The sequence below is a fragment of the Nocardiopsis alba genome, assembly GCF_000710955.1.
GTDB classification, from domain to species: domain Bacteria; phylum Actinomycetota; class Actinomycetes; order Streptosporangiales; family Streptosporangiaceae; genus Nocardiopsis; species Nocardiopsis alba.
This window is the reverse complement of record NZ_BAZE01000003.1, coordinates 659,139-677,230: the sequence shown is the minus strand read 5'-3', so window position 1 is coordinate 677,230 and position 18,092 is coordinate 659,139. Positions and strand designations below refer to the sequence as shown.

The 18,092-nt window shown below is 67.7% G+C and carries 24 protein-coding genes; 11 read left to right on the top strand and 13 right to left on the bottom strand.

What is annotated here, in order from left to right; translation table 11 throughout:
• Positions 1-77: 77 nt before the first annotated feature.
• The 6 genes from TR33_RS08785 to TR33_RS08760 form a co-directional block, all read right to left on the bottom strand.
• Positions 78-437 carry a transposase gene (locus TR33_RS08785; RefSeq protein WP_234305833.1) on the bottom strand — a complete coding sequence of 120 codons (360 nt, stop codon included), beginning with the start codon at positions 435-437 and terminating at the stop codon, positions 78-80.
• Positions 430-1,188 (bottom strand): hypothetical protein, encoded by a 759-nt coding sequence (locus tag TR33_RS08780; RefSeq protein WP_199806117.1) that lies wholly within the window; start codon positions 1,186-1,188, stop codon positions 430-432. Before TR33_RS08780 ends, TR33_RS08785 begins: the two co-directional genes overlap by 8 nt.
• A gap of 22 nt (positions 1,189-1,210) precedes the next feature.
• Positions 1,211-2,155 (bottom strand): phosphotransferase, encoded by a 945-nt coding sequence (locus TR33_RS08775; protein ID WP_042282594.1) that lies wholly within the window; start codon positions 2,153-2,155, stop codon positions 1,211-1,213.
• Positions 2,148-2,780 carry a hypothetical protein gene (locus TR33_RS08770; RefSeq protein WP_042282593.1) on the bottom strand — a complete coding sequence of 211 codons (633 nt, stop codon included), beginning with the start codon at positions 2,778-2,780 and terminating at the stop codon, positions 2,148-2,150. The genes TR33_RS08775 and TR33_RS08770 overlap by 8 nt, the downstream gene beginning before the upstream one ends.
• A 252-nt stretch (positions 2,781-3,032) precedes the next feature.
• Positions 3,033-3,317 carry a hypothetical protein gene (locus TR33_RS08765; protein ID WP_159068778.1) on the bottom strand — a complete coding sequence of 95 codons (285 nt, stop codon included), beginning with the start codon at positions 3,315-3,317 and terminating at the stop codon, positions 3,033-3,035.
• Between the two features lie 80 nt (positions 3,318-3,397).
• Positions 3,398-4,255, bottom strand: coding sequence for a helix-turn-helix domain-containing protein (locus TR33_RS08760; protein ID WP_042282589.1), 858 nt, complete (start codon positions 4,253-4,255; stop codon positions 3,398-3,400).
• A gap of 115 nt (positions 4,256-4,370) precedes the next feature.
• On the opposite strand from TR33_RS08760, the gene TR33_RS08755 reads away from it, so the two are divergent.
• The 3 genes from TR33_RS08755 to TR33_RS08745 all read left to right on the top strand — a co-directional run bounded on the left by TR33_RS08755 (position 4,371) and on the right by TR33_RS08745 (position 5,641).
• Positions 4,371-4,925 (top strand): DUF6879 family protein, encoded by a 555-nt coding sequence (locus TR33_RS08755; RefSeq protein WP_234305791.1) that lies wholly within the window; start codon positions 4,371-4,373, stop codon positions 4,923-4,925.
• Positions 4,926-4,928: 3 nt separating this feature from the next.
• On the top strand, positions 4,929-5,117 hold the full coding sequence (locus TR33_RS08750) for a DUF397 domain-containing protein (RefSeq protein WP_042282586.1): 189 nt from the start codon (positions 4,929-4,931) through the stop codon (positions 5,115-5,117).
• 218 nt (positions 5,118-5,335) lie between these two features.
• Positions 5,336-5,641, top strand: coding sequence for a Scr1 family TA system antitoxin-like transcriptional regulator (locus tag TR33_RS08745; RefSeq protein ID WP_234305790.1), 306 nt, complete (start codon positions 5,336-5,338; stop codon positions 5,639-5,641).
• 619 nt (positions 5,642-6,260) lie between these two features.
• Here the strand turns inward: TR33_RS08745 and TR33_RS08740 are convergent.
• The 4 genes from TR33_RS08740 to TR33_RS08725 all read right to left on the bottom strand — a co-directional run bounded on the left by TR33_RS08740 (position 6,261) and on the right by TR33_RS08725 (position 7,923).
• On the bottom strand, positions 6,261-6,446 hold the full coding sequence (locus TR33_RS08740; protein ID WP_042282585.1) for a DUF397 domain-containing protein: 186 nt from the start codon (positions 6,444-6,446) through the stop codon (positions 6,261-6,263).
• Positions 6,439-6,645 carry a DUF397 domain-containing protein gene (locus TR33_RS08735; protein ID WP_042282584.1) on the bottom strand — a complete coding sequence of 69 codons (207 nt, stop codon included), beginning with the start codon at positions 6,643-6,645 and terminating at the stop codon, positions 6,439-6,441. The genes TR33_RS08740 and TR33_RS08735 overlap by 8 nt, the downstream gene beginning before the upstream one ends.
• Before the next feature lie 254 nt (positions 6,646-6,899).
• Positions 6,900-7,088 (bottom strand): DUF397 domain-containing protein, encoded by a 189-nt coding sequence (locus tag TR33_RS08730; RefSeq protein ID WP_042282582.1) that lies wholly within the window; start codon positions 7,086-7,088, stop codon positions 6,900-6,902.
• A gap of 13 nt (positions 7,089-7,101) precedes the next feature.
• Positions 7,102-7,923 (bottom strand): helix-turn-helix domain-containing protein, encoded by an 822-nt coding sequence (locus tag TR33_RS08725; protein ID WP_042282581.1) that lies wholly within the window; start codon positions 7,921-7,923, stop codon positions 7,102-7,104.
• Positions 7,924-8,204: 281 nt separating this feature from the next.
• Between TR33_RS08725 and TR33_RS25940 the strand changes: the two genes are divergently transcribed.
• The 6 genes from TR33_RS25940 to TR33_RS08700 all read left to right on the top strand — a co-directional run bounded on the left by TR33_RS25940 (position 8,205) and on the right by TR33_RS08700 (position 10,787).
• Positions 8,205-8,381, top strand: a complete 177-nt coding sequence (locus TR33_RS25940; RefSeq protein WP_234305789.1) for a hypothetical protein — start codon at positions 8,205-8,207, stop codon at positions 8,379-8,381.
• Positions 8,382-8,383: 2 nt separating this feature from the next.
• Positions 8,384-8,749 carry a hypothetical protein gene (locus TR33_RS08720; RefSeq protein ID WP_084570230.1) on the top strand — a complete coding sequence of 122 codons (366 nt, stop codon included), beginning with the start codon at positions 8,384-8,386 and terminating at the stop codon, positions 8,747-8,749.
• Positions 8,750-8,832: 83 nt separating this feature from the next.
• Positions 8,833-9,084, top strand: coding sequence for a hypothetical protein (locus TR33_RS08715; RefSeq protein WP_017534372.1), 252 nt, complete (start codon positions 8,833-8,835; stop codon positions 9,082-9,084).
• Positions 9,074-9,907: an SAM-dependent methyltransferase gene (locus TR33_RS08710; RefSeq protein WP_234305788.1), complete on the top strand. Its 834-nt coding sequence runs from the start codon at positions 9,074-9,076 to the stop codon at positions 9,905-9,907. Before TR33_RS08715 ends, TR33_RS08710 begins: the two co-directional genes overlap by 11 nt.
• A 140-nt stretch (positions 9,908-10,047) precedes the next feature.
• Complete coding sequence (locus tag TR33_RS08705) at positions 10,048-10,545, top strand: helix-turn-helix domain-containing protein (protein ID WP_042282577.1); 498 nt, start codon at positions 10,048-10,050, stop codon at positions 10,543-10,545.
• Between the two features lie 74 nt (positions 10,546-10,619).
• Positions 10,620-10,787 carry a BldC family transcriptional regulator gene (locus TR33_RS08700; protein WP_014908989.1) on the top strand — a complete coding sequence of 56 codons (168 nt, stop codon included), beginning with the start codon at positions 10,620-10,622 and terminating at the stop codon, positions 10,785-10,787.
• A gap of 312 nt (positions 10,788-11,099) precedes the next feature.
• Here TR33_RS08700 and xdhC read toward each other — a convergent pair whose 3' ends face one another.
• The 3 genes from xdhC to TR33_RS08685 are packed head-to-tail and all read right to left on the bottom strand — an operon-like array spanning position 11,100 to position 15,758.
• A complete protein-coding gene (gene xdhC, locus TR33_RS08695; RefSeq protein WP_017534376.1) occupies positions 11,100-11,909 on the bottom strand; it encodes a xanthine dehydrogenase accessory protein XdhC in 810 nt (269 codons plus the stop codon).
• A gap of 1 nt (position 11,910) precedes the next feature.
• Positions 11,911-14,298: a xanthine dehydrogenase molybdopterin binding subunit gene (xdhB, locus tag TR33_RS08690; RefSeq protein WP_042282576.1), complete on the bottom strand. Its 2,388-nt coding sequence runs from the start codon at positions 14,296-14,298 to the stop codon at positions 11,911-11,913.
• On the bottom strand, positions 14,295-15,758 hold the full coding sequence (locus tag TR33_RS08685) for a xanthine dehydrogenase small subunit (RefSeq protein WP_042282574.1): 1,464 nt from the start codon (positions 15,756-15,758) through the stop codon (positions 14,295-14,297). Before TR33_RS08685 ends, xdhB begins: the two co-directional genes overlap by 4 nt.
• A 508-nt stretch (positions 15,759-16,266) precedes the next feature.
• Here TR33_RS08685 and TR33_RS08680 point away from each other — a divergent pair.
• Both TR33_RS08680 and TR33_RS08675 read left to right on the top strand, forming a co-directional pair.
• A complete protein-coding gene (locus TR33_RS08680) occupies positions 16,267-17,460 on the top strand; it encodes a sensor histidine kinase (protein ID WP_234305787.1) in 1,194 nt (397 codons plus the stop codon).
• A complete protein-coding gene (locus TR33_RS08675; RefSeq protein ID WP_014910940.1) occupies positions 17,457-18,062 on the top strand; it encodes a response regulator transcription factor in 606 nt (201 codons plus the stop codon). The genes TR33_RS08680 and TR33_RS08675 overlap by 4 nt, the downstream gene beginning before the upstream one ends.
• Positions 18,063-18,092 lie beyond the last annotated feature (30 nt).

The following is an 18,092-nucleotide window of genomic DNA, read 5'->3' as shown; positions in this document are numbered from 1 at the left end:
TGACGTTGGCCGCGGAGATCGCGCAGGTCAGCGGCAGCCCTTGGTTGTCGCACAGCAGATGGAGCTTGGAACCGGGTTTACCCCGGTCGGTGGGGTTTGGCCCTGTCTTCTCCCCCTCTCTTGGCGCGGATCGACTGGGAGTCGACGGTGGCGCGGGACCAGTCCAGCAGGGCCCTTCTGCCCAGCTCGTCCAGAACCGCGCGGTGGATCGTGGGCCACAGGCCTGTCGCGGTCCAGGTCTGGAACCAGCGGTGGGCGGTGGCGCGGGTGATGCCGAACAGGCCGTCGGCCTTCTCCCAGGAACAGCCCGAGGCCTGGACGAACAGCACGGTGGTCAGCACTGCTCTCTGGTCAGCGCGGGGGCGGCCGGTCTTCGGCGGCGAGGGCAGTAGCGGCTGGACGATCTCCCAGAGCCCATCGGGCAACACATCACTCACAGTCCGTGATCATGGCAGGTTCAGAGTCGTCTCGCAGGGCTTTTGAGATGAGCTCTAAAAGGGTGATCTCTCCGATCTCCTTGGCTCTCAACCCTTTTGAAGGGGCGGACACGTCGTCTCTGAGGGGTTCACAGTTGATATGTGCCCCTGATCCAGAGGTCAGGCCCTGAAATTTTCGCTCCTCCTGCTTGAGAAGGGTGTCGAAACCGCTCCCCTCCATGTACTTGGCTCTTCTCAGGTAGAGGCGAGTTCGATCCTCTCCGGTATAGGGGCGAATGAGGCCGGAGGTGGAGAACATGGTGTGCGCCGCCAGGTAGCCCTTCTTCCCATAGCAGACGAGATCGATGTCCGAGCGCTCGTTCTCACAGCCCACGAGGAAGGAACCCGTGACGCCGAAGAGGTCGAGCTCACCCCTCACGTCCAGGTGCTCGGCGATGGTGATGAGATCTTTTCCCACGTTGTGGTCACCGGTTTTGCCCGGCTCGATGAGCAGGCGGCGTAGGGTTTCGCGAGCGGAGTAGTGGTGTACGACGTCGGCTCGGGGGACTCCCGTGATGACGCAGCCGAGAGTGTCGGAGTAGACGTAGCATTCGGGTCTATCGGCGAGAATTCCGAATGATTTCGAGACGACGCTGTTCTGTCGGTAGCTTCGACCGAAAAGTTTTCTGTCCCCGCGTGTATCCGGATAGTACTTGACATAGCCGAGGTAGTGGGAGTTCGGATGGGTGTCACCGATGACCTTGAAGACCATCCCGTCTTTGTCGAGGAGATGGTCACGGTCGCGGATCGGGGCCTTTCCGGTCTCGCGAGAAATCACTGAGCTTGGGGAATTTTCCGGTGTCGATCTTCCAGGAGTTCGCATACTCCTCGATTCCCAGGGTGAGCAGTTTTCTGCGGTACATCCACTTCTCGTACTTGCCGGGTCGGGCATGGTGTTCCGGCCGTGGTCGTATGAGAGCGAGGAAGAAGAAGCACTTGACGAACAGGAAGTCCCCCAGGTGAGGGCTCAGTGGGTGCCCCGTGACGTCCTCGGCCACGTGATCCAGCGCCTCGACGTAACGGGACCGTTGTTCGGGGGTGAAGGCGTACCCTCGGTCGCCCCCTTTGAAGGCCGCGATATCGAGCATCGGATAGACGTCGTACCCCAGGGGAGCCGGCCCGTGGTGTTGCCAGTCGATCACCACGTCGTCGAAGACGTTGGGCAGGCCGTAGTCCAGATGGCTGTGGCACATGGGCACGGCGGTCAACCGGTCCACCATTGCGTCGATGAGCGATCGGACCCGGAGCGTATCCAGGTCGGGGTTCTCGGAGAAGACGACCTCGGCGAAACCCGCCTTCGAGAACCAGGACCGCAGGGCGTCCTCGCTTGTGGGAAGCGGGTTCTCGGCCTGGGCGCGAAGCAGCTTCGCGGAGGTCGCGGCTGCCCGGTCGATCAGGGCGTCGTCGACCTTTCCGCTGTTGTTCCGGCCTTGCTCCAGAGCGAGTTCGTGCAGGGTGCGGTGTCCGGCCCCGGCCTCGACGAAGTACTCCCGGCCGTGCTCGATCCCGATGCGCTCGGGTCGGGGCACCGGGAAACCGAGCTCTGAGAGGAGGGTCTGATATCGAGCCTCCTCGGTGACCTCCGGTCCACCGGTTCTCTTGAACCATCGTCCGTCGGACGAGCGCCAGACCGCACCCGACGAAGCGGTCCGGTCCTTGATGAGTTCCCACTCAGACATGCGGTACCACCGGCCTTTCGCCCCTTTGCGATGGGCCGCCTCTCAACGCGGCCGCCAGAAGACGCTTGTCCATCACCCACTGGGAGTCGCCGCACGCGATCGCGTCTCGTACGTGGCCCAGGAGCTCATCGTCTCTCTCATGTCGGTCTGCCCGTGTGACCTTGAGGAAGTACTTCAAGAGCGCGGGTAGCCGTCCGGCGTGGATCCGGCTCTTGCCGTGCCAGGAGAGCAGGGGGAGGAATCGATTCTCGAACGAACGCCGTTCACGGCCATCGGCCCGATGGAACTCGTAGGTGCGTCGAAGTCCGGGCAGGGCATCGTAGGGGACACGGCCGTGAAGCACGTATCGCAGTCGAAGACCGCGGCGGGCCGTGAAGCTCTCGCCGTAGGCCGCTATGTGCGCGAGCGCGTTCGGTGTCACGGTCATGAGGGCCGTTTCCGAGCCTTCGCGGCGCGTGGCGAAGAGAACCGTCACGTGGATTCCGACCCGCGGGTCGAGGACCAGGCCGCGCAGACCGATGTCATCCAGGTGGATGCCGTGGGTGCGGGCCCTGGAGAGCAGCAGGCGGCACGGAACATCGCGACAGATGGCCTCCAGGTGGCGTGGGTGCCTCCGGTTGCTCATGTGCAGAAGTTCCGGGGGTAAGAGAGAGCCTCCGGGAACGTTCTCCTTGATGAGGTTTCGACTGGTGCGGGTGCGCAGCCGGCCGCTCGCACACGATGTGCACCGCTTGGCGCCGAGGCCGACCGTATGTCCACAGTCGGAGCATTCTTGGAGGGTGGCGTCGCCGATGCGCAGAGTACCGGCGGTCAACTGCTCCTCGATCATGGTCAGAGCCAGTGTCCCGACCTCGGGGTCGGCGTCGGTGATGACCGACTAAGGTGGTGGCACGGCCCCGTACTTGCCCATCAGGCGTGTGTGTTCGAACGCCACTCGTGACAGAGGCGACGAGGCACGGCGTTGGGAGCGATGGCGTATGTCCCCGGAGAGCGTGACCGTGTTCCACAGGTGGGGAGCCGCAGTGTGCCCTTGGATCTCGTTCAGGGCCGATGCGAGCCGGATCCCCACCGCTTTGCCGGGGGCGTCATGGAAGGTGAAGTCGCCGTTCTGGACGGGACCGTTGAGGAACAGGACCATGCTCACCTCTCTTGGCGTCGCCATGACCGGCGTGCGATGAGGATGAGACTAGTCTCGGACTAAGTCTGACGTCAATGAGCTCCCTGCTTCTCCGGGGCGGGCCGTCAGAGCGAGGCGGCGAGTTCGCGGAGGTAGGTGCGGGAGTCGTCCTCGGAGAGAGCGTGTTCGGTGAGACCTTCGTGAATGCTCCTATATTGGGAAATTTCTTCAGTAGAGGTAAGGAGGAGTTCCCTGGTCAACGTCTCCACGACGACGGTCGGTTCATCGGGGATCTCGAACAGCAGGAAGCCGTTGTTCTGAAGGTGGCCGAAGGGCGCGTCGAGAGGCAGGACGCGCAGAGCGACGTTGGTCAGCGTGCTGATCGACAACAGACGATCCCACTGGGCGGGGAGGATGGCCTTGGTGTGCGGATGCCAGCGCAGGGCGGCCTCCGTGATCGTGAACTCGAAACGTCGATCGGCCTCGTAGAGCACCTCTTGGCGTCGCATCCGAGTGGCGACCGCCTCTGGGACGTCGCCCTGTTCGGAGAGGTTGACGGCGGTCAGTACCTGGCGGGCGTACTCGGCGGTCTGGAGCAGGCCCGGGACCATGGAGGGCTGGAAGGAACGCACGACCTCGGCGCGTGCTTCCAGGGTCCTCACTCCGCTCTGCCCGGCGCTGAGGCCGTCAGCATGCACCGTTCTCCAATGGCGGGATTCCACCAGGGCGCTTTCCGCCAGTTCGGCGCCGCGCTTCAGGGATTCCTCGGAGACCCCACAGATGTTCAGCCAGCTCTGAACGTCGTTCGTCGAAGGTCGTGTTCGACCGTTCTCGATCTTGGAGACCTTCGACTGCGACCAGCCCAGCGCGTCGGCCAGCTCCTGGCCCGACATTCCGCGGTCGGACCGAGCCGTTCGCAGGAGAGAGGCGAGCTCATGTCTGGCGTTACCGACTCTCTTGCCCTCCGGCACGACTTCCCCCATACTAAACGAGACTTAGTCTTGATTGTCTTCATGCAAGCCCTGCATGGAAGTCAGTTCAGACTAACGTGTTCACGGCTGCCACCACCCCCGGAGTATCCCAGTGACCGTGATGACGATGGCCGACTTCTTCCGTACCTTCGATGACTTCCGACATCAGGTCTTCAGGCTGGAGACGCTGGACTTCTACGACTCGAAGAGTGAGCGCGTTCCCCTGGAGAGGTTCCGCTCGGGTCTTCCCCAGGACCCGTCCTGGTTGGGGCCGTGGGGCGAACGGGTTCGCGCCATCAGGGACCGCGGCGCGTCGATCTCTCGTGTCCACGTGGTGAGCGAACCCCTCACCGAGTACGTCGTTTTCGAGATGACCTGTGCCTACCCGTCGAACATCGACGCGGGGGAGGAGATCGGTGTCATGCCGCGTTCCACCGCGGAGGAACTGGGTGTTCCGGACGGTGACTACTGGCTCTTCGACGATGAGCGGGTGGGGCGCATGATCTACGACGAGGACGGGGCGCTGTCCCACGTCGAGGTCACGAGCGACCCGGAGGTCGTTCGAGACCACGTGTACTGGCGGCAGATCTGTCGGAACAAAGCGGTTCCTCTACAGCGGTACATGCCCCGAGCCGGGCTCCGATCCCGGATCGGATTCGAACACCACTTCCAGGAAGGCTGACAGATGACCCCCCTGTTCGATCACGCCGATTTCCGTAAGGCCAGTGGGAGTGGGACCGGTGATTGCGTCGAGGTCGCCATCACCGAACACACGACTGACCTGGTCGGTCTACGCGACTCGAAGAACCCTGGGAGCGCCGTTCTGGTGGTCACCTCCGAGGAGTGGATCGCTTTCTCGGGGGCTCTTTCCTGACGAGGCTCTGGTCTTCAGGCGGTGAGAGGTCGAAGAGTATGCGGTCGATTGATGCGCTCTCGGCCGGTTCGGGGGGTCTCTGTGGTGGGCGAGGTCGAGTACGACGATGCGGCGGCTCCGCCCGGTGATGTCGCGGCGACGGTGGCCAAGAAGATCGCCCGTTAGGAGGAGTTGCGGGAGGGGCTTGCTCGTTCACGTTCCTGCTCACCGAACAGGCGGTGCGGTGGGCGATCCTGTCTCCTGAGGGGATGGCCGAACAGGCGGCCCGTCTGGTGGAGGTCTCGCGGTTGGAGCGGGTGCGACTGGGGGTGATCCCCCTGGGGGCCGTGTTGCCCAGGGGGCCGATGAACACCTTCACCATCTACGACGACAGATTCGCCACGGTGGAGATCTTCACCGGACGGCTGGCGTTCCGTGAGCCGCAGGACGTGGAGACCTATCGGGAGCTGTTCGTGATGTACGAGGAGCACGCGCTGTTCGGAGACCAGGCCCGTGAACGGATCCGCTCTTGGTTCGAGGTTTGAGAGAGTGGGTGGTGGTCGAATGAGGGGTCGAGGGGTGTCGGGTTTGTCTGTTTCTCGGGAAGTTGGAAAAACGGCTGCTTGCCGCTGGTAAGTTGCCAGGTCAAAGAGTCTGCTCCCCGCGCACGCGGGGGTGGTCCCACGTGGTCCAGGCCCTCCTCGGGCAGGCGGCCCTGCTCCCCGCGCACGCGGGGGTGGTCCCAGGCCCAACCGGGGCGACTCCGCGATGATCTGCTGCTCCCCGCGCACGCGGGGATGGTCCCCTCGACGGCCTCCTCGTTTCGCGGCTGATCGTCTGCTCCCCGCGCACGCGGGGATGGACCTGCGACCGTTCACTTCGGGTTCGGGCTCACCGGCTGCTCCCCGCGCACGCGGGGATGGACCGAGGATCGCGCTCGCGTCGGCGCGGGCTGCGGTCTGAGCCCCACGCACGTGGGGATGGACCGTAGTACACCGGCACCCGAAAGGTTGGGTTCTGCTGAGCCCCGCGCACGCGGGGATGGGCCCTCGGCGGTGACCTTCGCAGTGGCTGGGGCTAGCTGCTCCCCGCGGATGTGGGGTTGTTTTTGGGCGTGGGAGGCCCCGGGAGCTGGTGCTTCCGGGGCCTGGTTGGTTTTGGGGGTTATCGGGTGAGGGTGGTGAGGAAGGCTGCCCATTCGTTGGTGGGGAAGGGCAGGTGGCCGTCCGACCTTCGCTTGGTGTCGCGGATGGCGGAGGTGCCGGGGGTATCGGCGACCTCGACGCAGTCGCGATGAGTACTGCTGTAGCTGGATTTGCGGAAGTTCAGGGGGTGGGGGGTCTCAGGCATGGTGGGCCTCTGCGCGGCGGGTGGTGGTGAGGAGTGCGGTCCATTCGCTGCTGCTGAAGGTGAGGTGTCCTGAGGTGGGGTTCTGGGAGTCGCGGATGGCGGAGGTGCCGGGGATGTCGGCGACCTCGACGCAGTTGTCACCGGACCCGCTGTAGCTGGACTTGCGGAAGGTGAGGGCTTCGGCCTGGGGGAGTGGCATCGTCCATCGCTCCTGAGTCGGGTGCTGGGGGAGCCTCAGGGTAACCCGCGGGTTCAGGAACGGTAGAGAACAGTCGCGACCGGACTTCCCAGATGCCCTAGCTCGGCCAGCAGGAGACGGAGACCTGAGAAGACCTTGGTCCTTCCCCGGTGTGAACGTAGCCGGGTACAGTGGTCGTGGGAAATGCATTGGGTAATGCATACGGGAGGCCCCCAGTCCGAGGACCGGGGGCCTCTTCGTGTCTGTGGGGCCTACTAGCGGATGGTGCCAAGCAGCGCAGTCCACTCCGACGCGGCAAAGGTCAGATAGCCAGCATCGCGGTTCTGGGTGTCGCGCATGGCCGCAGCCGAGGGCATCTCGGCGACCTCTACGCAGTTCTGGTCACGGGCGCCGCTGTAGCTGCTCTTGTGCCATCCGGTAGGGGTGGGGTGGGAAATGCTCATGTGGGTTCGCTTTCTACTTCGTCGCGATCAGGTCCCGGATCAGCGCCCGGGAGTCCTCGACGGACAGGGCGGACGCCGTGATGTGCCGCCACAGGCTTTCGTACTGCTCCAGGTGCACCGGCTTCTCTAGGAACAGTTCATCAGACCAGGTGGACACGTACACAGTGCTCGGGTCGGGTTCCGGGAAATCCATGATGACGAACGGCGCCGTCAGCGCCGCATGCGGCCCCACGCTGTCAGGTATCACCTGGACCCCCAACCGTGGGCTCTGTACATCTAGTAGGTGTTCGAGTTGCCCACGGAGGCTCTTTCGCAGTGCGGCCTCGTCCACCACGGCCCAGTACAGCGGCGCATCCGGACCGGCAAGGACTTGCTTGCGGATCATACGAGCTTGGACGCGACGATCGATCTCGTCTTCGTCGGTGAACCCACCCGCTTTGATGACGGTACGGGCGTACTCCTCGGTTTGAAGTAGGCCAGGGATGGCCAGCGCTTCGAAGGTGCGGATACTGCGGGTCTCAGCCTCTAGCCCGACGAACGTTCCTCCGCCCCACACGTCGCTGTAACTAACCCACCAGCCCTGTTGGCGTGATTGGCGAACCAAGGACAACGCTGCGTCGCGCCGTTCAGTGTCGGTGACCTCGTAGATGTCGAGTAGGTCCTCGATGTCTCGCCGGTTGGGTCGTTTCCACTGGTTTTGTTCGATGTGGGTGAGTTTTCCGCGTGACCAGCCGAGAGTGTCTGTCACGTGCTGGGCAGTGAACCCCTTCGCTTCCCTCAGTTCTTTCAGGAGGTGCGAGAGACGCCGTCTGCGCACGGTTGGTGATCCGGACACGTCAGGGCTCCTTCGGGGTCGACTCCTACGGGCAGATCCTACGTCGATCTTCGCACCCTTGGACATTTCACCGTCCACCAATCTATTTTCAGGAGGTTCTGGGGGAGCATTGTGCACAGGATCTTCTCATTGGCATTGCAAATTTGGCCGCCAATGGTGATGATGGTTGCACCCAATGCAGCTGCCGGACCTCCCATCCGGCTCCCTGAGAAGAGGTGTGCGCTATGGCGCCCCGTTCCCTGAAGCCCCCTGCCCGACGACATCGCCGTGCGGCTCGGCGGGTGAGGAGCTACGTCCTCGACCTGCTCTCCTCGACCCCCGCTCCCTCACGTGCTCCCTCCCTGACCCCGGTGTTCGTGCCTCGGCCGCGTCGGCCTCTCGAAGCCCTCAGCACGACAGAGACCCCGCTGTTGGAACGGGTGTTGACCGGGCTGCGGAACCTGCCGGAGGTGGCGTGAGCATGATGGATATCCAGACCGAGGCGTTCCTGTCCGCCCTGAGCGACGCTCTCCGACTCCCCACTCCCGTCACGCCCAACAGGTCCGCCGGCACTTCCGGATCGTCCCGGCAGACCAGCGCACTCGGGTCGTCCAGCCCTTCGGTGCCCCTCTGCTCGCGTTCTCGTTCCGGGCCCGCCGGCTCCTCGCTCTCCTCGGTCCCGGCCGTCACCCCCGCCGCATATCTGGGCGAGCATCACCCCGCGCTTCTTCGGGCGCGGGTGTGTCAGGCGCGGGCCGCGTTGTCGGTGGCGCTCTCCTCCGGTGACCTTGCGGCGGCGATCGCCCTGCTCGACCGGCTCACCGAAACCGAGGGGGTCGTCTCGTGAACCGGTCCTGCTTAGAAGCCCACCTGACCTCGGCCGGCCGCACCCGCCGCTGCGTCCGGGCTCGCACGCACGAGGGCTCGCACATGGACGAGTACGGAGACACCTGGGCTCCTCCCGCCCAGGTGTTGGCCGAGCTCACCGCTCGCTGGGGGCGTACGCACAAGATCGCCTGGACCGGACGGTTCTGGCTGGCCACCCACCACCACCCTCGCGCCCCCTGGCGCAGCCAGATCGAACCCACCCCAGAAATGCTGGAGTCCCGCCTGCGCGCCCACTACGGGATGCCGCCCGGCCCGCCGGCCGAGCGCACCCAGAGGAGGCGTGATGCGCGCTGAAACGCAGAAGCCTCCGGCCTGGGGCGCGGCCCGTAGCGGCACTTTGTTGGATCGTGAGGAATGGGCGTTGACCAACGCGGCCCGGACGTTCGACTACCTGGACTACGGCAAAGATTCCTGGAGCCAGGACCGCCACGTTGCGGTGCGCATGGCCGAGGCCTCACCCGGCCTGGCGGGGCAGATGTTGGTGCACCGCAAGGCCCGCGAAGGCGTGGTCGACGCGGTCTGCCACTCCTTCCCCCAGGTGATCGATCTGGGCTGTGGGCTACCGACGATGCGCCGAGCCCCGCACGAACGCGGCCGAGTGCTGTGGGGCTCGCGAGCCCGGACGGTCTATGTCGACCACGACCTGGCCGCCTTGGCGGCGGCGCGGGCGTGGTGGGAGCATCCGGCTCGGGTTCGGGGAGGCAACGTGCACGTCCTCGACCTCGATCTGCGCTATCCGAAGATCCTCGCTTCGGCACTGGGTGAGCATCTGGATCTGTCGGTGCCGGTGGGGGTGCTCTCCACCCTGACCCTCGACCACCTCCAAGACTCCGAGGTCACAGGGTTGGTGGAGGCGTTGGCCTCCCGGCTGGCTCCGGGCAGCGGATGGGGGATCACCCACCTGTCCGGGATGAACGGAGCCGCCGACATCTACACAGGCCAAGCCCAAGAACAGGGCGCGGACACCCGGCTGGTGGCACGCGAGCCGGACGGGCTACGGAAGCTCTTCGAGATCGCAGGGTGGCGGTGGCACGCCTCGCCACCGAACGACCCGGGGCGGGGAGAGCCACCGATCGCCGCCCTGACCACCCTCACCGGAACCACTCGGCCCTGCTGATGCGGCTGTGGAAAAGCCCTGTGCCGCAGACCGCGGAACACTCGGCCGGTGCCTCAGAGGGGCGCTCCCACGAGCGCCCTTCCGGGGCCCGCCCGCCTGGCTCGATCACCCGCCTCCCTTCTCCGATCTGGAGTCTTCGAGTGAACGAACATGACGCGGACTCCCTGTGCACCGAGTCCAAGAAAGCCCTCGGCGTCCACCTGAAGCGGTTGCGCAAGGCGGCCGGGCTGAGCGGATACCGACTCTCGGGGGTGGATCAGTCGACGGTCTCGCGGATCGAGACCGGACGCATCCGCCCCTCCCACGAGCTGATGATCCGCCTACTCGACGCCTACGAAGCCGACCAAGAAGGACGGGAACAGGCTTACCTGCTCTGGGACCAGGCCCAACTACCCCTCCAGACACGACGCCGACAGGTCGAGGGCACCCGCGCCGCGTGGGACCAGGCCGCCCGCCCGGCCTACGGTCCCACCCTGCTGGCCGGGGCTAGCGCGGCCGAGGACGCCGCCCGCTACCTCACCCGCGCCCAGTGGGCCGGCAACAGCCAAGCCCGCAGAAACGCCCTGCTGGACGACGCCGAAGGACGCCTGGTCCAAGTACTGGCCGCACTGCACGCCGCCCGGACACGGACACGCTGAACGACCACGTTTTTCCACGACCCCCGATAACGACCCCCTGAGAGAAGAACATGACGCAGCCGGATGTCGACCCCATGGACCTGCTCACCCCGCAGGAAGTCGCCCAGGCCTTCCGGGTGGACCCTAAGACCGTCCGCCTGTGGGCCCAGGAAGGAAGACTGCGCTGGGTCCGCACCCTCGGCGGCCATCGCCGCTACTTCAAGGCCGACGTCCAACGCCTGCTCACCGAGCCCGGACGATGACCATGTGAACGGACACCCTCGGCGAGGGGTGTCGGTGCCGCTCACGCACGCATCGGTGGTGATGTTCCCGGTGCGTCCGAGACCCGGACGCGGAGCGGCGTAGAACGTGAGGGCCGGCTGGATGTCGGAGCCGCGGGACTGGAGACCCGCAGGCTCCGATCGGGACCCTCCGCGGGGGCCGCACCCGAAGGGCATCGCCCCTCGGGTGCGGCCTCCGACCATCGAGGCCTCCGAAGCGGCGGCCCCGAGAGCGACCTTCACGGTGGGCCCGCCGCGCACTTGGCTGTACGACGGCGTCCCCCCGACTCCGGCTCAGTCCGTCTCGGCCTCGAAGGTCCGCAGCAGGTCGGCGGCCACGCTCACGGCGATCGTCGCCGGATCCTTGCCGGTGACGTCGGGCAGCCCGATCGGGGTCTTGATCCGATCGATGACCTCCTCGTCATGACCGCCCTCGGAGGCGAGGCGTCGGCGGAACCGCGCCCACTTGGCCGACGAGCCGATCAGCCCGATGGAACCGAGATGGGTCGTGCGCAGGGCGGCGTCGCACAGCGCGGCGTCCTCGGCGTGATCGTGGGTCATGATCAGGACGTGGGCCCCGGGCGGCAGACCCTCCAGGACCTCCTCCGGGAGCAGCGGCGTGTGGTGCGCGCGGACCCGCGCCACCGCGTCCGCCAGCACGGAGAGCCGCTCCTCGGTCAGCATCTCGGAGCGGCTGTCGACCAGGTGCAGGTCGAGATCCTGTCGGGCCAGGACGCGCGCCAGCTCCAGGCCGACGTGACCGACGCCGAAGATCGCCACCGCCCGTACCGTCGGCAACGGTTCGAGCAGCACCGAGACCGTGCCGCCGCAGCACTGCACCCCGTGCGGGCCGGTGACCTTGTCGTTCAGGGCGAAGTCGATCAGCTCCGGTTCCGTACCGGAGACGGCGATCATCTCCCGGGCCCGGTCGATCACGACCGCCTCGACGTTGCCGCCGCCGATCGACCCCCACGTCTCGGTCCGTCCCACGACGAGCTTGGCCCCGGCGTCGCGCGGGGCGTGGCCGCGCACGGTCGCGACGGTCGCGAGCACGCCGAACTCCCGGCGTTCCCGCAACCCTGCGACCGCGGCGATCCACGTCATGTCAGGCACCGCTCAGCGCTTCCACGTCGTCGCGGACACGGCCCTCGTCGGCGAGGAGGTCATGGCCACGACGGGCCGCCTGGATCGCCCAGTACACCGCCTCGGGTGTCGCGGGCGACGCCAGCTCGACGCCGACCCCGCCCGGCCCGAACTCGGCCGCGGCCTGCCGCAACGCCTCCCGCACCGAGAACGCCAACATCAGCGGGGGCTCGCCCACGGCCTTGGAACCGTAGACCGCGCCCTCCTCGGTGGCGTCCTCCAAGAGCGCCACGTTGAACTCCTCGGGCATCTCCGAGAAGCTCGGCAGCTTGTAGGTGCTCGCCGCCTGGGTCAGCAGCCGGCCCCGGTTCGGTCCGTCACCGGTGTCCCAACGCATGTCCTCCAAGGTCAGCCAGCCCGCGCCCTGCACGAAGCCGCCCTCGACCTGCCCGACGTCGATCATCGGGGAGAGGCTGTCGCCCACATCGTGGACGATGTCGACCCGTCGGACCCTGTAGGCGCCGGTGAAACCGTCCACCTCGACCTCGGTCGCGGCGGCGCCGTGGGCGAAGTACTTGAAGGGCGAGCCCTTGAACGTCTTCGCGTCCCAGTGCAGCCCCTCGGTCCGATAGAAACCGGCCGCCGACAACTGCACCCGCTGGAAGTAGGCGGTGCGGACCAGATCGTCCCAGGCCAGCTCCTCGTCGACGCCCAGGGCCCGGGCGACGCCGTCGACGATGCGCACGTCCGACGGGTTCACTCCCAGACGGGTGGCGGCCACCTGGGACAGCCGTTCGACGAGCTGTTCACAGGCGTTCTTCACCGCCGCGCCGTTGAGGTCCGTGCCGGAGCTGGCGGCGGTGGCGGAGGTGTTGGGCACCTTGTCGGTCCGCGTGGGCGCCAGCCGCACCTTCTCCAGGGGCACCCCCAGCGAGGTCGCGGCGACCTGCAACATCTTGGTGTGCAGGCCCTGCCCCATCTCGGTGCCGCCGTGGTTGATCAGGACCGAACCGTCCTTGTAGATCAACACCAGCGCGCCGCCCTGGTTGAAGGCGGTGAGGTTGAACGAGATCCCGAACTTCAGGCCGGTGACCGCGATCGCCCTCTTGATGTGCGGGTGGGCGGCGTTGAAGGCGGCGATCTCACGCCGACGTCCGTCGAGGTCCGCGTCGTCCTTGACCCGCTCCCAGACCGCGGTGATCCGGTCGGGCCGCACGACCGGCTGCCCGTAGGGGGTCGACTGTCCCTTCCGGTAGAAGTTGCGCTCCCGCAGCTCCATCGGGTCCAGCCCGAGCAGCGGGGCGCAGCGGCCCATGATGTCCTCGATGACCAGCATGCCCTGAGGGCCGCCGAAACCGCGGAAGGCCGTGTTGGAGACCTTGTTGGTCCTGGCGATCCGTCCGGCCACGCGCGCGTTGGGGACCCAGTAGGTGTTGTCGATGTGGCACAGCGCGCGGGCCAACACCGGTTCGGACAGGTCCAGACTCCAACCGCCGTCCGCCGTCAGGGTGGCGTCCAGGGCCCGGATCCGGCCGTCGTCGTCGAAACCGATCCGCCACTCGGCGTGGAACCCGTGCCGCTTGCCGGACATGGTCAGGTCCTGGGTCCGGTCGAGACGCAGCCGCACCGGACGGCCGGTCAGCACGGCGCCGAGCGCGGCGATCGCCGCGAACCCGTGCGGCTGCATCTCCTTACCGCCGAAGCCGCCGCCCATGCGCAGACACTGCACGGTCACCTCGTGGCTGTGCAGCCCGAGCACGTGCGCGACGATCTCCTGGGTCTCCGAGGGGTGCTGGGTGCTGCTCTGCACGAACACCTGCCCGGCCTCGTCGACCTGCGCCAGCGCCGCGTGCGTCTCCAGGTAGAAGTGCTCTTGGTCGGAGAAGGAGAACTCGCCGGAGAACACGTGGGCGGAGTCGGCGAGCCCGGAATCCACGTCGCCGCTCAGGAGGACGGGGCGGGCGCCGTGGAAGCTGTCGGCCTCGATCGCCTCCCGCACCGTCACCAGGGAGGGCAGCTCCTCGACCTCCACCTCGACGGCCTCCGCGCCGAGCCGGGCCGCCTCCAGCGTCTCGCCGAGCACCCAGGCCACCGCGTGGCCGTGGAACATGACCTCGTCGGGGAACAGCGGCTCGTCGTGCTTCATCCCGGCGTCGTTGATCCCGGGCACGTCGGCGCCGGTCAGCACCCGGACCACGCCGGGCACGGCCAGTGCCGCGTCGGTGCGCAGAGCGGTGATCCGGCCGTGGGCGGTCATGACCTGGACCGGGTGCGCGTGCAGCACGTCCTTGGTCCGGTGGACCAGGTCGTCGGTGTAGAGCGCGGCGCCGGTGACGTGCAGGGTCGCGCTCTCATGGGGCACCGAGAGACCGACGACGGGGTTCTCGGGACGTTCTGACAGGTGACTCATGACGACACCGCCTCGGTGGTCTGCGCGTACAGCTTCAGCAGGCTCTGGCCGAGCATCGCCGAGCGGTACTCGGCGCCGGCGCGGTGGTCGCTCATCGGGGTGCCCTCGCCCTGGAGCACCCGGGCCGCGGCCTCGACGTTCTCCACCGACCAGGACCCGCCCTCCAGAGCGGCCTCGGCGGCCAGGGCCCGGATCGGCGTGGCGGCCACACCGCCCAGGCCGATCCGCGCCTTGCGGACGATCCCGTCCTCGATGTCGAGGGCGAAGGCGACCGCCACGCTGGAGATGTCGTCGAAGCGACGCTTGGCGATCTTGTGGAAGGCCACGACCGGCGACAGCGGAAGAGGGACGCGCACCGCGCGGATCAGCTCGTCGGGGCGGCGCACGCTCCGCCGGTAGCCGGTGAAGTAGTCGGACAAGGGCACCTCGCGTTCACCGTCGGCGTCGGTGAGCACCACCGACGCCTCCAGCGCGAGAAGCGTGGGCGGAGCGTCGCCGATGGGGGAGCCGGTGCCCAGGTTCCCGCCGAGGGTCGCGCTGTTACGGATGAGCCGGGAGGCGAAGAGCGGGAACAGTTCCGCCAGCAGCGGGACGGCGCCGTCGAGCCGGCGTTCGACCTCGGTGAGCGTCAGCGCCGCCCCGATCTCGATGTGGTCGGACTCCACGCGCAGTTCCCGCAGCTCGGGCAGCCGGTCGATCGCGATCACGCGGTCCGCCCTGCGGGAGCGGATGTTCACCTCCACACCCCAGTCGGTGCTGCCCGCGACCACCACCGTCTCGGGTAGCTCGCGCAGAACCCGCACCGTCTCGGCCAGGGTCTCCTTACGCAGGAACTCCCGGCCCTCCCGGACGTACTCGGTGGCGACCGGAGCGGGAGGCTCCTCTTCACGGCGGCGCGCCAGAGGGTCCTCGTCGGTGGGCTCTCCCACGGCGAACGCCGCGTCGCGGATCGGACGATAGCCGGTGCAACGGCACAGGTTCCCGCTCAACGCGTGCAGGTCGAAACCGTTCGGACCGTGCTCAGGGTCGTCCGAGGCGGAGGCGTCCGCGTGCGCGCAACGGCCGGGCCGGTAGTACTCGGCGGCCATGCTGCATACGAAGCCAGGCGTGCAGTAGCCGCACTGGGAGCCGCCGCGGACCGCCATCTCCTCTTGGACCGGATGCAGCCGGGGCGGCCTTCCCGGCTCACCCAGGGTGGCCAGACCCTCGGAGGTGACGATCTCCTGACCATCGAGGGCGGCGGCCGGGATCAGACAGGCGTTGACCGCCACCCAGTCGGTGGGCCGGTCCACGCCGGGGCGGGCGACCAGGACCGAACAGGCCCCGCACTCGCCCTCGGCGCAGCCCTCCTTGGTCCCGGTGAGACCGCGTTCGCGGAGCAGGTCCAACACCGTCGTGTGCGCGGGGGCCGGGGAGAGCGGTGTCTCCTCCCCGTTGACCGTGATCCTCGCCGCTACCATGACGGGCCGTCGTTTCGGTGAGCGCTCGGTCGATACGTCGTGTTCGCCATGGTCACGTGGCTTTCTGTGTTCGGGCGCGCCACAGGAGGGGGACGGGCGCGGAAGGGCACACGGCGGCGGGGCGCCGCGAAGAAGGAAGAGAACAGACGGGTGCCCATGAGGGGACACCTCAGGACGGCGCGTTCAGCAGCCGTGCGCGATTCGACCCGGAACCCAGACCGTGCGCTGGGCGAGGCGACCGAGATCCTGACCGGTGTGCATCGGCGGGTCGCCTCCTTTCGATGGCCATGGGTCGACGTTCCCCGCAAAGTAGTGGTTCACGTCTCATCGGTCAAGGGCCCCGGAGCCGGGGCCGCCTCCGAACGCGGCGGAGAAGGACCTCGCCGGTCCATCGAGCGTCGACACGATCCTCGTGGTGGGGGTGCTTGTAGCATGGGCCGTCGTACTCTCCCCGGCCGTCGTCCGGCGTCCCCGCCATGACCCGGCCCGAACCTGAACGACCCCTCCCATGACAAGTTCCGGAACGAGGGACCACGTGGCCGGCGGGCGACGGGCCGTACGGTCCGTCCGGCGCCTCTTCGAGCCGCCGTCCTACCTGCGCGGCGGCCGTGTGCTCTGGGCGTCGGCGGGGCTGAGCCTGGTGTTCGGCCTGCTCATGCTCCCCTACGCGTTCGTCGTGATCGGTGACCTGGCCCTGGACCGGCGGGCCTGGGCGCAGGGGATCGGGATCGCCTACGTCGCCTTCTCCCTCCTCTTCGTGGCCCTGGGAGAGACCAGGTCGTGGATCGCGCGCATGTCGATGTGCGTGACGCTCCTGGCCCTCGGAGCGGCCCTCGTCCTCTTCATGGGGCTCCAGAACGCCTGGGTCCTGGTCTTCGCGCTCTGCGTGATCATCGCGTTCACCCGGACCGCGTTCGCGGGGAGCGTGGTCGTCGTGGTGGTGGCCGCGCTCGCCGTCGCCGCGTTCACGACCGGCGTCATCGGCGAGACCCTGTCCGAGCTGCTGCTGCTCTCCTCGGTCGGGGTCGCGATGATCCTCTTCATCCGGCTGGTCGAGGCCAACGCCGAGCTGCGCCGGGCCCGCGACCGGATCGCCGCCTTCGCCGTCGTCGAGGAGCGCGAGCGGTTCGCCCGGGACCTGCACGACATCCTCGGCCACAGCCTCACCACCATCACGGTCAAGACGGGGCTCCTGCGCAGGATTTTGGAGAAATCCGGTAGGGAGGCCGAGGCGGCGGAGGCGCGCGAGGTGGAGCTGATCGCCCGGCAGGCGCTCGCGGACGTTCGCGGAACGGTGTCGGGCTACCGCGTGACGACCCTGGCCGGCGAGCTGGCCGCGGCCGGCACGGTACTGCGTTCGGCCGGGATCGAGGGCCGGCTTCCCCAGGCCGTGGACGACGTCCACCCCGAGGCGCGGGAGCTCTTCGGATACGTGGTGCGGGAGGGGATCACCAACGCGGTGCGCCACTCCGGCGCCCGGGAACTCGAAGTGCGCCTGGGCCGGGACTGGGTGGTCGTGAAGGACGACGGCCCCGGCCGGGGGCCGATCCGCAAGGGCAACGGTCTGCGCGGACTGGAGGAACGGATGGCCGAGAAGGGCGGGACGCTGAGCGTCGGACGCGGACCCGACGGCGGCTTCCTCCTGAGGGCCGAACTCCCGGCGGCCCACGACGACGGAGCGAAGGACGAGGACACACGGTGATCAGGCTTCTTCTCGCGGACGACCAGGCGTTGGTGCGCGGCGCGCTCGCCTCCATGCTCGAACTCGAATCCGACATCACCGTCGTCGCCCAGGCCGGGACCGGCGACGAGGCCGTGGCCGAGGCCCGCCGGACCCGGCCCGACGTGGCGCTGCTCGACATCCAGATGCCGGGCAAGGACGGGTTGGAGGCCGCCGCCGAGATCAGGAGCCGCGTACCCGAGTGTCGCGTCCTGATCTGCACCACGTTCGGCCGGCCGGGCTATCTGGCACGCGCGATGGCGGCGGGCGCTCTCGGCTACGTGGTCAAGGACGCGCCCCCGGAGGAGCTGGTCGAGGCGGTGCGCAGGGTCGGCGCCGGGTTCAGGGTGGTCGACCCGGTGCTGGCCACCGAGTCGTTGGCGTACGGCGTCAACCCGCTGACCCCGCGAGAGCGGGAGGTGCTCCGGGAGGTCCTGGCCGGTCGGGTCGTCTCGGAGACGGCCGCCCGGTTGTGCCTGAGCGAGGGCACCGTTCGCAACCACCTGTCCTCGGCCATCGGCAAGACCGGGACCCGGAGCCGCTCCGAGGCGGCGATGGTGGCCGACGAACGCGGCTGGTTGTGAGCGGGTGATCGGGTCGGCGCCGGGAAGGTC

What these genes read in the sequence shown, in the direction of transcription:
- TR33_RS08775 (WP_042282594.1), bottom strand. Translation starts at nt 2,155, where the DNA reads ATGTCTGAGTGGGAACTCATCAAGGACCGGACCGCTTCGTCGGGTGCG.
- TR33_RS08755 (WP_234305791.1), top strand. Translation starts at nt 4,371, where the DNA reads ATGGCCGACTTCTTCCGTACCTTCGATGACTTCCGACATCAGGTCTTC.
- xdhC (WP_017534376.1), bottom strand. Translation starts at nt 11,909, where the DNA reads ATGACGTGGATCGCCGCGGTCGCAGGGTTGCGGGAACGCCGGGAGTTC.
- TR33_RS08730 (WP_042282582.1), bottom strand. Translation starts at nt 7,088, where the DNA reads ATGAGCATTTCCCACCCCACCCCTACCGGATGGCACAAGAGCAGCTAC.
- TR33_RS08685 (WP_042282574.1), bottom strand. Translation starts at nt 15,758, where the DNA reads ATGGTAGCGGCGAGGATCACGGTCAACGGGGAGGAGACACCGCTCTCC.
- xdhB (WP_042282576.1), bottom strand. Translation starts at nt 14,298, where the DNA reads ATGAGTCACCTGTCAGAACGTCCCGAGAACCCCGTCGTCGGTCTCTCG.
- TR33_RS08765 (WP_159068778.1), bottom strand. Translation starts at nt 3,317, where the DNA reads ATGGCGACGCCAAGAGAGGTGAGCATGGTCCTGTTCCTCAACGGTCCC.
- TR33_RS08700 (WP_014908989.1), top strand. Translation starts at nt 10,620, where the DNA reads ATGGACCTGCTCACCCCGCAGGAAGTCGCCCAGGCCTTCCGGGTGGAC.
- TR33_RS08680 (WP_234305787.1), top strand. Translation starts at nt 16,267, where the DNA reads ATGACAAGTTCCGGAACGAGGGACCACGTGGCCGGCGGGCGACGGGCC.
- TR33_RS08715 (WP_017534372.1), top strand. Translation starts at nt 8,833, where the DNA reads ATGGACGAGTACGGAGACACCTGGGCTCCTCCCGCCCAGGTGTTGGCC.
- TR33_RS08760 (WP_042282589.1), bottom strand. Translation starts at nt 4,255, where the DNA reads ATGGGGGAAGTCGTGCCGGAGGGCAAGAGAGTCGGTAACGCCAGACAT.
- TR33_RS08780 (WP_199806117.1), bottom strand. Translation starts at nt 1,188, where the DNA reads ATGGTCTTCAAGGTCATCGGTGACACCCATCCGAACTCCCACTACCTC.
- TR33_RS08750 (WP_042282586.1), top strand. Translation starts at nt 4,929, where the DNA reads ATGACCCCCCTGTTCGATCACGCCGATTTCCGTAAGGCCAGTGGGAGT.
- TR33_RS08710 (WP_234305788.1), top strand. Translation starts at nt 9,074, where the DNA reads ATGCGCGCTGAAACGCAGAAGCCTCCGGCCTGGGGCGCGGCCCGTAGC.
- TR33_RS08735 (WP_042282584.1), bottom strand. Translation starts at nt 6,645, where the DNA reads ATGCCACTCCCCCAGGCCGAAGCCCTCACCTTCCGCAAGTCCAGCTAC.
- TR33_RS08720 (WP_084570230.1), top strand. Translation starts at nt 8,384, where the DNA reads ATGATGGATATCCAGACCGAGGCGTTCCTGTCCGCCCTGAGCGACGCT.
- TR33_RS08740 (WP_042282585.1), bottom strand. Translation starts at nt 6,446, where the DNA reads ATGCCTGAGACCCCCCACCCCCTGAACTTCCGCAAATCCAGCTACAGC.
- TR33_RS08770 (WP_042282593.1), bottom strand. Translation starts at nt 2,780, where the DNA reads ATGAGCAACCGGAGGCACCCACGCCACCTGGAGGCCATCTGTCGCGAT.